11 protein-coding genes are annotated in these 13612 nt (G+C 44.4%); 2 read left to right on the top strand and 9 right to left on the bottom strand.

Annotated elements, in window-relative coordinates; genetic code table 11:
* Positions 1-118: 118 nt before the first annotated feature.
* The 3 genes from MSP8886_RS09415 to dbpA form a co-directional block, all read right to left on the bottom strand.
* Positions 119-1408 carry a glycerate kinase type-2 family protein gene (locus MSP8886_RS09415; protein WP_067015497.1) on the bottom strand — a complete coding sequence of 430 codons (1290 nt, stop codon included), beginning with the start codon at positions 1406-1408 and terminating at the stop codon, positions 119-121.
* A gap of 277 nt (positions 1409-1685) precedes the next feature.
* Positions 1686-2045, bottom strand: coding sequence for a VanZ family protein (locus MSP8886_RS09410; RefSeq protein WP_067015494.1), 360 nt, complete (start codon positions 2043-2045; stop codon positions 1686-1688).
* Between the two features lie 45 nt (positions 2046-2090).
* Entirely contained in the window at positions 2091-3473 is a 1383-nt protein-coding gene (gene dbpA / locus MSP8886_RS09405) for an ATP-dependent RNA helicase DbpA (RefSeq protein WP_067015491.1), read from the bottom strand.
* Between the two features lie 443 nt (positions 3474-3916).
* Between dbpA and MSP8886_RS09400 the strand changes: the two genes are divergently transcribed.
* Positions 3917-6157, top strand: a complete 2241-nt coding sequence (locus tag MSP8886_RS09400; RefSeq protein WP_175365293.1) for a bifunctional diguanylate cyclase/phosphodiesterase — start codon at positions 3917-3919, stop codon at positions 6155-6157.
* A 44-nt stretch (positions 6158-6201) separates the two neighbouring features.
* Here the strand turns inward: MSP8886_RS09400 and MSP8886_RS09395 are convergent, their stop codons facing one another.
* From MSP8886_RS09395 to MSP8886_RS09370, 6 genes are all read right to left on the bottom strand, one after another.
* Positions 6202-7140, bottom strand: a complete 939-nt coding sequence (locus MSP8886_RS09395; protein ID WP_067015485.1) for a LysR family transcriptional regulator — start codon at positions 7138-7140, stop codon at positions 6202-6204.
* A 40-nt stretch (positions 7141-7180) separates the two neighbouring features.
* Positions 7181-8197 carry an ABC transporter ATP-binding protein gene (locus tag MSP8886_RS09390; protein WP_067015482.1) on the bottom strand — a complete coding sequence of 339 codons (1017 nt, stop codon included), beginning with the start codon at positions 8195-8197 and terminating at the stop codon, positions 7181-7183.
* On the bottom strand, positions 8194-9228 hold the full coding sequence (locus tag MSP8886_RS09385) for an ABC transporter ATP-binding protein (RefSeq protein ID WP_067015478.1): 1035 nt from the start codon (positions 9226-9228) through the stop codon (positions 8194-8196). The genes MSP8886_RS09390 and MSP8886_RS09385 overlap by 4 nt, the downstream gene beginning before the upstream one ends.
* 2 nt (positions 9229-9230) lie before the next feature.
* Entirely contained in the window at positions 9231-10169 is a 939-nt protein-coding gene (locus tag MSP8886_RS09380; RefSeq protein ID WP_067015474.1) for an ABC transporter permease, read from the bottom strand.
* Positions 10166-11146, bottom strand: coding sequence for an ABC transporter permease (locus MSP8886_RS09375; RefSeq protein WP_067015471.1), 981 nt, complete (start codon positions 11144-11146; stop codon positions 10166-10168). Before MSP8886_RS09375 ends, MSP8886_RS09380 begins: the two co-directional genes overlap by 4 nt.
* A 76-nt stretch (positions 11147-11222) precedes the next feature.
* A complete protein-coding gene (locus MSP8886_RS09370) occupies positions 11223-12764 on the bottom strand; it encodes an ABC transporter substrate-binding protein (protein ID WP_067015468.1) in 1542 nt (513 codons plus the stop codon).
* Positions 12765-13030: 266 nt separating this feature from the next.
* On the opposite strand from MSP8886_RS09370, the gene MSP8886_RS09365 reads away from it, so the two are divergent.
* Positions 13031-13600: an acyl carrier protein phosphodiesterase gene (locus tag MSP8886_RS09365; protein ID WP_067015465.1), complete on the top strand. Its 570-nt coding sequence runs from the start codon at positions 13031-13033 to the stop codon at positions 13598-13600.
* The last annotated feature ends 12 nt before the right edge of the window (positions 13601-13612 follow it).

The raw sequence follows: 13612 nt of genomic DNA, 5'->3' as shown, positions 1-13612 counted from the left end.
AGGTTAATGTTTGTCAAACCTTTGTTGCTCATCATGTTTTTGCCCCAAAATGAAAAGGTTTGACACTATTTTGGGGCAGGTTTTTGGGACAGAGAGTAGGGCACTCACTAATCGTGTTTCAGCGAATAAAAATAGCGCGAAAATCATTTACATTGGTCAGTGTTGGGCCTGTTACTAATGAATCGTTAAGGTCTCGAAAAAAACGATGAGCATCATTGTTTTTTAAGTAAGCGACGGGATCGAGTTGCGCCTGAAAGGCTCGTTCTAGTGTGGTGTCATCGATGATGGCGCCCGCGATGTCGGCAGCACCATCTACACCGTCTGTGTCGGCAGCAAGTGCGGCAATCCCCGATCGGCTTTGCAAGCTGATGGCGAGTGATAAAAGGTATTCCACATTGCGCCCACCAATACCATTGCCTTTCATTGTTACCGTCGTTTCACCACCAGAGAGTAGCACGCACGGTGGCTTAATAGGCTGGCCAAAGGTGGCGACTTGTCGTGCAATGCCTGCCATCACCAGACCCACTTCGCGAGACTCTCCTTCAATGCTGTCTCCTAAAATAAGACTTTGAATGCCCCATTCTTGTGCGCGTTGGGCGGCGGCTTCTAAGGCCATTTGAGGCGTGGCAATCATGGTTGTCGTGCAATTCGTGAGGCGTTTATCGTCTGGTTTTATGCTTTCGTAAGCGCCATTCGATAGGTTATCTAGAATGGTTTGAGAAACAGGGATTTGATATTTCTCGATAATATTCAGAGCATCATGGCAGGTAGTCACATCGCCTACTGTCGGACCGGATGCAATGGACGGTAGGTCGTCTCCTGGCACATCGGAGATTAATAAGGTGGTGACTTTAGCAGGGGAACAGGCAGCGGCTAGTCGTCCGCCTTTTAAAGCCGACAGGTGACGGCGAACCGTGTTCATTTCGATAATATTAGCACCGCTTTTTAGCAGGGCTTGATTGATGGCTTGTTTTTCTTCAAGACTAATGCCTTCGGCAGGGAGAGGCATCAACGCAGAACCACCGCCAGAGATCAACACAATGACCTGATCTTCAGGGGTTAACTCCGAAACCGTTTCTAAAATGCGTTTTGACGCAGCTAATCCCGCAGCATCGGGAACAGGGTGTGCGGCCTCTAAAATCTCAATTTGCTTGCAAGGAACAGCATAACCATACCGTGTGACAACCACACCCGATAATGCATCCTCTGGATAGTTTTCTTGCCATACACCCTCTAAGGCTTGTGCCATCGCGGCAGACGCTTTGCCAGCACCAATGACAATGGTTCGACCTTCGGTTTTTTCTGGAAGGTAGCGAGGAACACATTTATTGGGTTGAGCAATGTCTAGGGCGGCTTGGAAAAGCGAGGTTAAGAATTCTTTCGATGAGAAGGTGTCCGATAGCGTCATAGTATAATCCCTTCTTGCAATAAAATTGATTATCTGATGTGTTGTACATAGGCAATTGCAAAAGACTAGCAATAAAAAGCCACCATCAGAAGGTTGTTTTTATATGCAGATTCTATACCAATGGTTTTGAGAGGATGTCGCAACACTACTGCGCTTGATCATTCTGTGTTAAAAAAACGTCTCAAAATGCTCATTTATAGGCATAAAGTCCGCTTTTTCGGCGATTTTTTCCTTGTCTTATCTTCGTTTCTACCTTTTGTGAATCCTCTTTAAGGGGTTAGGAGCGTTGTCGAGTAATTAGAATGGCAGGGAGTAAGACGCATAGAACGCCAACCCCATCGGCAACAAAGTCGGCAAATTCACGATGACGGTTAACATAGGGCTGAATCATTTCAATGGCACCGCCCCAGAAGAAGATAAATAAAGCCATTACAAAAAAACGCTTTCGAGAACCAAACATGCAGAGAAAGGACCATCCCGCAAATCCCAGAATATGATGAAGTTTATCCGTACCGGGCACTGGCGGGAGTTCATCCATGGGCGTAAGTGTGGCAATGCTAATCATTACCCAGCCTAGAAGGAAGCCTATCCATTGTACTTTAGTCGATTGCCAAATAGGCTGGTTGCGAGTTTCCACGATGCCTTTCCTAGGAGATGCTGCTTGCCACTTTAATCAGTAAAATTAGCGAAGAATGCGTGCACGAATATTACGACCTTTGATTTTCTTATTTCCCAATTCTTTCACAACACGTTTGGCTTCACGACCATCCACAGAAACATAGGCGTGAAAATCAAAAATATCGATCTTGCCTACCTGGGACTTATCTAGACCAAGGCCCGCCGTTAGTGCGCCAAGGATGTCACCAGGGCGAAGCTTATTCTTACGACCAGCATCAAACGCGATGGTGGCTTTTTCAGGGACAAGACGATAACTCGGATCCGCTGCGTCTAGGTTTAAGAAGTTTGCTGTGATGCCAAAACGTTCCTCGATATCTTTTACTTTGTAATCTTCTTTATTGGTCACAAGATTAACGGCTATGCCGGATGCCCCAGCACGACCTGTACGGCCAATACGGTGGGTGTGCACATCGATATCACGAGTGGTGTCGTAGTTCACTATAAGGTCGATTTCTTTCACATCAATACCGCGTGCTGCCACATCGGTTGCGACCAATACACAGCTGCTTTGGTTACTGAATTTGACGAGAACTTGATCACGTTGCTTTTGTTCCAAGTCGCCATGAATGGCCTGTGATGCGACTTTATGGTCATCCAACCAATCCGCGACCGCTTGAGATTCCGCCTTGGTATTACAAAAGACAATCACTTGGCGTGGGGTGAAATGTTGTAGTGTCGCTAGTAGAGTCTCGCACTTGTCTGCATTTTCACTGCGTACGAAGAACTGCTCGATATTTGGCTTTAGACTTTCTTGCTCTTCAATTTTGATGGAGACAGGGTTCTTCTGAAATTCATGACTTAACTCCGTAATGGTGTCACCGTAAGTGGCGGAGAAGAGAAGCGTTTGGCGATTAGTTGGTGTCAGTTCGACCACTTCGCGAATGCTGTCCACAAAGCCCATATCCAACATGCGATCGGCTTCATCTAATACTAACGTGTTGAGCGCATTGAGCTTTAAGGTGCCTTTACGAAGGTGTTCTAGTAAGCGTCCGGGCGTACCGACAACAATGTGCGCGCCATGTTCTAATGAACCAATTTGTGGCCCAAATGGCATACCGCCACAGAGGCTCAATACTTTGATGTTATCTAAATAGCGTGCGATTTTGCGAATTTCTTTGGAAACCTGATCGGCAAGTTCGCGTGTTGGGCACATAACTAGGGCTTGAACCCCAAAAAAGCGAGGGTTAATTTTTAATAACAGGCCAATCGCGAAAGCTAAGGTTTTTCCGCTGCCTGTTTGGGCTTGCGCCAGAATGTCTTTGCCATCGATCATAGGTGGCAGACTTTGCTCTTGAATCGGCGTGAATGCGGTAAACCCCATGTCAGAAAGCAGGGCGGTTAATGGACTAGGAAGGGATAGATTGGAAGAATGAGAAAATTGGGTCACAAAAGGCCTGTCTACATCAGAATAATGAATCTGCGAACAATAGCAGAAATTGTTTTAAATTGCTGGCTTTTGCAAATAATTACGTGTCTCAATATGCTCTTTTATGTAAAGTACTAAGGCGTTGTATCTATAAGTTTTTAAATTGCAGCCTATTAATATGAAACGTCATGTATGTTGGGAGCGATGGGGAATGTACTGTCTAGGCATGTAGATAAAAACTTGCTATTCAGATCCTACCTAGTTTGCTTATTCTGGTTGGCTTAGTTGTATAGAAGAGGGATTTATTTGAACTTAATATTAGCTTGCTATACTCAAAATGGTGAAGAATGTTCTATTCGAAGCGTCATTTAAAGAGTTCATATTGGGTAGTCTCCTGCTTGATTGTTTTGTGCGGTCTGGTGGTGTCTTGTACAAACTATTTTTATGAATTAGAACAATCTAAAGTGAGTCAATTTAAAGCAGGCCAGGTATTTGTCCAAAAAATCTATACTGCTTTGGAAAAGAAAGGCATACAAGTCTCTGCCATGGTGTCGTTTATCCAGTCCTTGAATGGGCCTATGAACCCTGAACAGTTTGATCGTATGACGGCCAGCTTACGCAGTGAGTTCCATAGCCCAAAAACCGTGTATTTTTTCTCTAAATATGTCGGGCAAAAGAATAAGCAGCAATATGAACAACAACAAAGAAAGTTCATGAAGGACCCTTATTTTGCTATTACTCCACCAGGCAATCGCCATGAATACTTGCCTCTAACATATACTTCACCAAACGATTTTCCTCTTGGGTATGATCTTTTTTCGCCTTATTTTACAGATCGCGAGCAGAATATATTAGCACGTAATAATCACAGTTTGTTGCTGTCTAAGCCTACCTATATTGGTTTTAATAAAGGCCCAAAGGAACAAATATTAGCGCCGAATGCCCTGTTGATACACCATTCCATTTATCTACCGATCGATTTGAGAGGGGATAATTTCACTGATGAGAATGGATTCTATGGGGTTGTAGGTTTGCATGTGAAGATTAAGCCCTTTTTAGGAGGGCTGGGTGCTGGCTCGAATGGGTTAGCTTTTCGCATTACGGATACGACGGATAAAGAGGCGCCAGGTATCCTTGTCTATGACAGTGAGAGTGGAAACGATTCTTCGCTCTGGCAGAAAGATCGATTCAATCGCTACTCTTTTTCCTATGGTGGTCGTCAATGGCAGATCGATACCTGCCCATACCGACTTAATCATGCCATTAATTGGTTTCGGGTATTTTTGCCTCTATTGGTGTCTTTGTTATTGGCTTTTTTGATGGGGTCTTATATTCGCATGTTTTATTTTGCCTACAAAAAAAGCTTGCGTTCCATTAGTTATCGCATTGAGAGGGACGAATTGACAGGGCTATCGAGCCGTTATCATGTGCAAAAGCAATTCGACCATTTACTGGTCGAGTGTAAAGAGAGCTCGTCCAAATTGGCCGCATTATTTCTGGACCTGGACCATTTTAAAACCATTAATGATGCGTTTGGACACGAGACAGGGGATAAACTCTTACTTAAGGTATCACAACGTTTGACCTCTGTTTTGCCTGATAATGCATTGGTGGGGCGTCTAGGTGGTGATGAGTTTTTGGTGCTGATTAAATTCAAGGAGGAGCAAGATGACTTTTCTGTCGATAACATGTTGAAAGAAATGATTCTTCAGCTTAGCCAGAGCTACTTCATTGATAATCGTAACTTAAATATTGGTTGTTCCATTGGAGTGGCGTTTTATCCAGAAGATGGGCATGACTCGGAAACCTTAGTGAAGAAGGCGGATATGGCCATGTACCAGGCCAAGCTGGCAGGTCGTTCTTCGTTTCGTTTTTATGATAAAGAGATGGGGGCGCAGTTTGTCCGAAACGTGCGCATTGAAAATCGGTTAAGACGTGCTTTACGGCATGAATTTTTAGAGTTGCACTTTCAGCCTAAGGTAGATCTTAAAACTGAGCGCTGTGTTGGCATGGAAGCATTAATGCGTTGGAATGATGAAGAGTTAGGGGTGGTATCACCAGCTGAGTTTATTCCAGTAGCGGAGCAGACTGGGGTCATTCTGGCTTTGGGGGATTGGGCATTTGAACAAGCCTGTCGTCATATTGTGGAATGGCAACAAGAAGGTCTCCAGGTTCCTCCTATCGCGGTTAATGTTTCTGCTGTTCAGCTAAAACGTCCTGAATTTTTAACGAATCTTTTGGGGCTGTTAGATAAATACAATGTCTCACCATGCTCCCTAGAGCTTGAAGTCACAGAATCGATTTTAATTGAAGACGCTAAAGGCTGTGCGGAATTATTGAGGCAGTTAAGCCGCTTGGGGATCAAGTTGTCGATTGATGATTTTGGCACAGGGTACTCAAGCTTGAGCTATCTAAAAGATTTGCCATTTGATTGTGTTAAAATTGATCAAGTCTTTATCCGAGACATAATTGAAGATCAAAGTCACGCGGCTTTGACAAGGGCAATTATTCGTTTGAGCCATGATTTGAATTTGCAAGTCATTGCCGAGGGGATAACGAATCAAGCGCAATTGGACTTATTGCGCGAATATGGCTGTGATATCGGGCAAGGTTACCTATTCAGTAAAGCGTTGGGGGCCAACTCCATGGCAAGTGATCCGATCATTATGGCTTTGAATCAACATCAGGGTGATAGCGACCATTGAGTCGTTGTCATCCCTATGTAGACAAGATGTTAGGCGTTGCGATTTTATAGGAGCTGATTAGTACGGCTAATGTGCTCTTTTAATAGCTGCCAAAACTGGTTCAGGTTGGGGTTCGTGTTAAAGCGTGAACGGTACAGGCGTATTTCTAATGGAATATGCCAGTTTTCTTCTCCCGCGAGCGCGACTCTCCCATAATTAAGCGTGTCAGACATCAACCTTTTCGGAATCCAGCCTACACCATAACCTTCTTTCACCATGGCTTTAACACTAATGGCATGATAGTTCTCATTGAGCGTTTGTAGCTGTGGAACATCCCTTTGGCGTTGTAGATGGTGAGTAATAATCGGCTGTAAAAAGGAATTTTCATAATAACCAATATAAGGGAGCGGTTTGCGTCTCATGCCTGGTAATTGGAATTTAGGTTCGCCGTTCGAGTCGGTGGCACTGCATGGAATCAGTGTTTCTTGCCCAATAACCAAGTGCTCATATTGCTCTTCATCTAGTGCGCGAATAAAGTTGATGGCAGGATGCCAATAACATAGCATCAAGTCACATTGCTTATTCACTAATGAGTTAACGAAGTCAATGCCGAGCCAAGAGCTAGATTTCATATTAACGTCCATGTCCATATTGATGCTGTTGCAAAAGGGTTCAATGGCGTCTTTATAAAAGCTCAAAAAGAGCGTTTGTGTTGAAATAAAGCGAATTTGTGATTCTTCTTGCTTGCGAATCTCTTGGCAGCGCTCTTTCGTATCACGCAGTTGACGGGTAATCAGCTCCGCGCTTTGTAAAAAGACTTCCCCCGCTGGTGTGAGCGAGAGTGGAAGAGTGTTGCGGTCGATCAAGGTAACACGCATCTCCTCTTCAAGTAGCTTAATACGGCGACTGAAGGTTGGTTGAGTCACGTTTTGCTCATCAGCTGCGCGGGAGAAATGTCGTGTTTTTGCCAAGGCAATAAAATCTTCAAGCCATCTTATTTCCATGAGAGACCCCCATGGGATGTTTGCTGTAGGTCGGGTGTCATCACGATAAACGACCCTCCTCGATAGCATGACAGGCCACACTGCTGCCGTCTGTTTGGCGCAGCATTTTGGGTGATGTCTCATAGCAACGTTGGTTAGCGTAAGGGCAGCGGGCTTGGAATACGCAACCAATGGGCTTTTCAATTTGTGTAGGCACTTCGCCGATCAATCTTATCGGTTGCGTCATATTGCTGTCTAATCTCGGAATAGCAGACAATAACGCCTGAGTGTAGGGGTGTTTGGGGGAACTAAATAGTGCTTTAGTGCTGGCGAGCTCACAGACTCTGCCAAGGTACATAACGGCAACGCGTGTAGCAAAATGTTCTACCACGGCAAGATCATGGGTAATAAATAGATAAGTAAGATTACGTTCCTCTTGTTTGTCCATCATTAAATTGAGCACTTGTGCTTGTACTGAGACATCAAGGGCCGATAGTGGCTCATCTGCCACAATGAAATCAGGTTCGACAGAGAGTGCCCGTGCCAAGCTAATTCGCTGACGCTGGCCGCCAGAAAACTCATGTGGATAACGATCTGCGCTGGAAGGACTAATCCCAACGGATTCTAATAAGTCTTCTATTTGAAGATTTATTTCCGCACGGTTGAGCTGTTGATTGTGGAAAGCGATGGGTTCGCTTAATGTTTGGTAGACAGTCATTCTTGGGTTTAACGACGCATAAGGGTTTTGGAAGACCATTTGCATGCGACGACGAAACATCATGCGTTTATGGTCGTTTAGGTGGTCGATACGTTGATCTTGGTAATGTATTTCACCGCTGGTGGCGGGTGTTAGCCCCATGAGAACCCGAGCAAGGGTGGATTTGCCGCAACCCGTTTCCCCCACAATGCAAAGTGTTTCCCCTTGGTTAATTGTTAGGTTAACACCGTTCAGCGCGTGTACACTTTCTTTGCTGCGGCGTATTTTTCCTCTACGGAGTCGCCATTGTCCGATCCAACTGCTTTTGGTTATAAACGATTTTTCAAGGTGGCTGATTTGGATGAGAGGTGTGGTGTTCATAGTTGTCCCTCATCATGAAATGTCGCGTATTCTATGTCCAAGCTGTCTTCTTCTGAGTTTTCTTCTTCCAGCATGTCTTCTACGAGAAAACAGGAGACGCTTGAGATGCCATTGTAGATAAAGTTAGGCTGTTCTGAACGGCACTTTTGCGTGGCATAAGGACATCGAGGGTGGAAAGCACAACCACTAGGGCGATCATTCAATGCGGGCATGTTGCCTTGTATTTGATTGAGCCTTTGTCCTGGTAATGACATTTGCGGAAGAGCGTTGAGCAAACCTTGGGTGTAGGGGTGTTGTGGGTCATTTATCAGCTCCAGAGTGGGGGCTTCCTCTACGATTCGTCCTGCGTACATGACTAATGTGCGTTCCGCAACGCGCGACACTACACCAAGGTCATGGCTGATGAGAATCAAAGCCATACTGTTGTCGTGACAAACATCTAATAATAGTTGAATAATTTCTGCTTGAATGGTCACATCCAGTGCGGTGGTTGGCTCGTCTGCGATAATGATATCTGGATTTAGTAATAGCACACTGGCAATAATCACGCGTTGGCGCATACCGCCAGAAAGTTCATGGGGGTATTGATCAAAACGGCGTTCTGGAGAGGCAATTTGTACACTATGAAGTTTTTCTATGGCAATATTTCTGGCATCTTTAAAAGAAATGCGTGTATGGCTACGAATGGCTTCGACCAATTGAGCGCCAATGGTGAGCACTGGGTTTAGCGTCATCATGGGGTCTTGAAAGATCATGGCAATACGTTTGCCACGTATCTCTTGCAGTTGACGCGTATTCATTTTACTAAGTTCTTTGTTTTCTAGTTTGACAGAACCCGATTTGATGTAGCCTGGCTTATCTAAAAGATTAACGATAGAGAGCCCAAGGATAGATTTGCCTGCCCCCGATTCACCAACAATAGCAATGCGCTCTCCTCGATTCAGAGTAAAGCTCACATCGATTAAGGCAGCCAGTTCAATGCCCTTGATGTGAAAACTGACGTTCAGATTATTGACGGTTAGTAAGTTCATAGTTAATCCCTGTACGTCCTTGGATTGAGATAGCCACGTAGCCAATCACCTAATAGATTCATCACTAAAATTAAGACAATTAAGGCAATACTGGGAAGTATGCAAATCCACCAAGAGCCAGAAAACATGTAACTAAACCCTGCCGATATGAGAGAGCCCAAAGAAGGGTCAGAGGAAGGCATGCCTAATCCTAAAAAGGATAAGGCGGCTTCTGTTGCAATCGCGCTGGCTATTTGCACGGTGAAAATAATCAATACTGGCGATAGGGTGTTAGGTAAAATATGCTTGAACATAATACGTTTTGTGCTAATGCCCATAATACGCGCTGCGTCAACGTATTCCTTTTGCTTTTCAGCTAATACCGAAGCACGTACGGTTCGAGCGAATATCGGCCACTCTGCTAACCCAATAACTAAGATCAACATCAGCATGGCCAATTGCTGATAAAGCTCTATACCAAATAGAGCTTGGAAAATAGCCAAAAAAACAATGGCTACCATCATAGTGGGGAAGGATAGTTGAACATCGGCACAGCGCATCAAAAAATTATCGACACGCCCACCTAGGTAGCCAGCGGTTAAACCAATGCATATGCCTAATGTGGCTTGGATGAGAACCGCGCAGATCCCAATGGTTAGCGAGAGTCGAGTGCCGTACAAAATAACGGATAATAAGTCACGTCCCTGAGCGTCTGTCCCAAGTAAAAAACGCGGGTCGCCACTGATCCAGCTTGGTGCGATTTCCGCGTTATTCAAGTCCATAAAGTTAAGACTGTTAATATTATAAGGTGCAAGTAACGGCGCGAATAATGCAATGATGCAATAAAAAATAAACACTGCTAGGGCTAAGGTTGCCAGTTTGTCACCTAGAAAACCGCACCAGATACGCTGCCGTCGACTACCAGCAGAAGGGGGGATAATGTCCTTTTTTAAGTAGCTCATAATCCATGATTCTCTAATTTAACGGTTGGGTTCACCAAGCCATAGATGAGGTCAACGACAGTGTTGGTTGTTACAAAGATACCGCCTACTACCATTAAATAGGCAGAGATGAGTGGTGTATCGACTCTGCTCACCGCATCTATGAATAAAAATCCCATACCGGGCCATTGAAAAATGGTTTCCGTTAGAATGGTATAGGCAATCAGTGTGCCTGCCTGAATTCCTCCAATGGTGATAACGGGTAGCATGGTGTTTTTTAGCGCGTGGACGAAGTAAATACGATTGGTTGATAGGCCTTTGGACCAAGCAAAGCGAATGTATTCTGAATGCAGTACTTCCATCATTTCTGAGCGTATTAAACGAATAAAAATAGGCATTAGGGCAAAAGCGAGAGTGATACTAGGAAGCATGAGATGGTGCAGGCCGCTTTTCGTAAAAAGGCCACTTTTCCATATGCCAAATACATCAATCGTATGTCCACGGCCAAAGCTTGGTGCAATATGCAGTTGGATAGAAAATACATAGACTAAAAATATGGCAACAATAAAAATGGGTACAGACAGTCCAAGGGTACTAAATGCCATGATCAAACGAGACAATATGCTACGTGGCCGGATAGCGGCATATATCCCAAATGGGGTGGCAAAAAGGGCGACCAATATAATGGCACAAAAAGCCAGCTCTAGTGTCGCGGGCATTCTCTCAAATATAAGATCCAGTACTGGCTTTTTATAGTAATAAGAGATACCAAAGTTACCATGGGCGGCATTTTTTAAAAAATGCCAATATTGCACCGTAAAACTCTCATTGAGGCCCAGTTCTTGCCTGAGGTGCGCGCGTTCAGCGGGTGACACAGTCGTACCAACCATTTGTTGGACAGGATCGCCCAGCTTTCCTTGTATGGCAAAGCTGATCACGCTGATGGTGATCATAACAAAGAAGGCTTGTATTAAGCGACGAAAAAGGAATGTGAGCATCAGTCCTTTGGAACTCCATGTTGTGCGGGCATATTAATGAAACTCATAAAGTATTATGTCATCTGTATCATGTCGACTAATTTGACTTAAGGGGCGTTATGACCAAGTCCCCTAGATGTGGGTAATTCTGCTCATTAACGATGCTTTTTATTCCCACGTTGTCTTTCGCAGCCCATGTCAGATCTTGCCAATAAAGTGGAACGACCGCAGCAGAATCTGCGACTTTGGTTTCAATGTTTTGCAAGATTTTTGTGCGTTTTTTGAGATTCATTTCCCGGTTAGCTTGAGTGATTTCACTGTTGATACCAGGCACACAATATTCGCTGGCATTATAAGCACCTAAACCGGATTTAGCATCAGGGCAGGCGGTTAAAAACTCAAATAAATTATCTGAATCCATCGTATCTGATTGCCAACCAAGCATCATAATATCCGCGGCACGAGCATCATATTGTTGGAAGTATTGTGCTTTTGGTAGTGTTTTTAAATCGACTGTAATATGCAGTCTGCCCAGCATAGCGGCTACGGCTTGAGCCACTTTTTCATCATCCATATAGCGGTTGTTTGGTGCCATCATGCTGACTCGGAACCCATGTGGGTAACCTGCTTCTTTCATCAGCTGCAATGCTTTTTTTAGATTATATTCGGGCTTAATCGTATCTACATAGCCTAAAAGGGAGCGAGCACTTAGTTGTCCTGCAGGTCTGGCATACCCTCTCAAGATTTTCTTCACTATGAGGGGTTGGTTGATCGCTAAGTTGATGGCCTCTCGAACTCGAATATCACGGAATTCTTTGCGGCGTTTTTGATTTAGTTGAAGCAGTAACAATCGACTGGTCGGTAAAGTGATGACTTGTATGTTATCGGCTTCTTTTGCGCGGGCAATGTCTACGGGGGAGACGGGAAAGATAAAATCCACATCACCAGACAGCAGGGCGGCTAAACGGGTCGAGTCATTTCTGATTGGTGTCAATATTAGCTTATCGACATTGCCTTTTGATTTTGTATCCCAATAATCTTTATTACGGACTAACACCATGCGCACGCCTGGATCACGCTCTTTGATGATAAAAGGGCCTGTTCCAGACGTATGTTGCGAAGCAAAAGTGCGGCCAAATTTTACAATTTGGTCACGTCCTTCGTAGAACTTTTTATCCATGGGGAAGACATAGGTCAGGATATTAAGTAGTAAAGGGGTTGGGTGATTACAATGAATATCAACCGTGTATTCATTGACCTTGGTGACTGAATTGATGGAAGTGAACAAGGCGCGGAAGTCTGGTGAGCGTTTTAAACGATCAATGGTGTAGACCACATCTTTTGCTGAAAAGAGATTGCCATTATGGAAATGAACATTCTTGCGTAAATAGATTCGAGTGGTGCTTGGCGATATTTGTTTCCAGCTTGTTGCAAGCCGTGGTTCAATTTTTCCATCTTGTGTCCAACGCACCAGCGGATCAAAGACCATGTGTGAAAACTGTAAGGTGCTTTCGGAAAGTTGTTCTTGCGGATCCAGGGAAATAGGCTCAGAGTCGAAAGCCATGCGTAAGGTAGCAGCAGGCAGAGTTTGACTAATAAGAAGCGCCAAGAAAGACACCAAAAAGGCAAAGTATCTCATTATTCAGTACTCCTATTTATGCGCTATCTACTGCGCGTGGGTGTATCGGTTCTAATCATGGGGTGCTGGCTGTGTTGTCCATTTTTCAACATTGAGTCATCGAGACGGATTAGCGAGATGATGTTGAGAAACTGTGAGAAGTTTGTCCAAGCAGTTAACTCACTATAATGTCAAAAAATGAGCGCGAAATATAGCAAATAAGAAGAGAATGCGCACTTTGATTGTATAGCCCTTAGTCATGATAGGTTGCTCGAAAGGAATTTAGCTTGAATTACTTTGCACATTTACACATAGCAGAACGAACTCAAACCTCATTTGCGGGGAATTTATTAGGGGATTTCTCTGTCCAGGTCGATACTCTGCCAGACGATTTGTTGGAAGGTTGGCGTCTGCATCAAAAAGTGGATGTGATGGTGGACGAGCATGAGCAGAGTATCTTGTTTCGATCTACGGCACGAGCGGGTAGACGTCGTTTTGCTGGTATTGTTCAAGATATCGTGATGGATTACTGGCTGATTCGTTACTGGTCACAATTTAGTGATATGTCTTTGGCTCTTTTTTGTCAGCATGCGGTTACGGAGCTGGTGGCGGATGCTCATCGTTGTCCAGAGCGATTGCAAAAGATGATTCGATCCTTAGAGCAGCGTAATTGGCTGGCTGATTTAGGAACGCAGCAAGGAGTAGAAAATGCCATTCGGTCTATTATGAGGCGTTGGCGGCATGGCCAACATTTACAGCCTTTTATCGAGGAATTACCAGAGGTATTGGCCCAGGGAGAAGCGCCTTTTTTGTATCTGTATCCTGACTTGTTGGCATTTGTTGATCAACAGGCATAAAAAAAGCCAAGG

The organism is Marinomonas spartinae, from assembly GCF_900089775.1.
Classification (GTDB): Bacteria; Pseudomonadota; Gammaproteobacteria; order Pseudomonadales; family Marinomonadaceae; genus Marinomonas; species Marinomonas spartinae.
The sequence above is the reverse complement of the archived record's forward strand: the minus strand, read 5'-3'. Positions and strand labels throughout refer to the sequence as shown.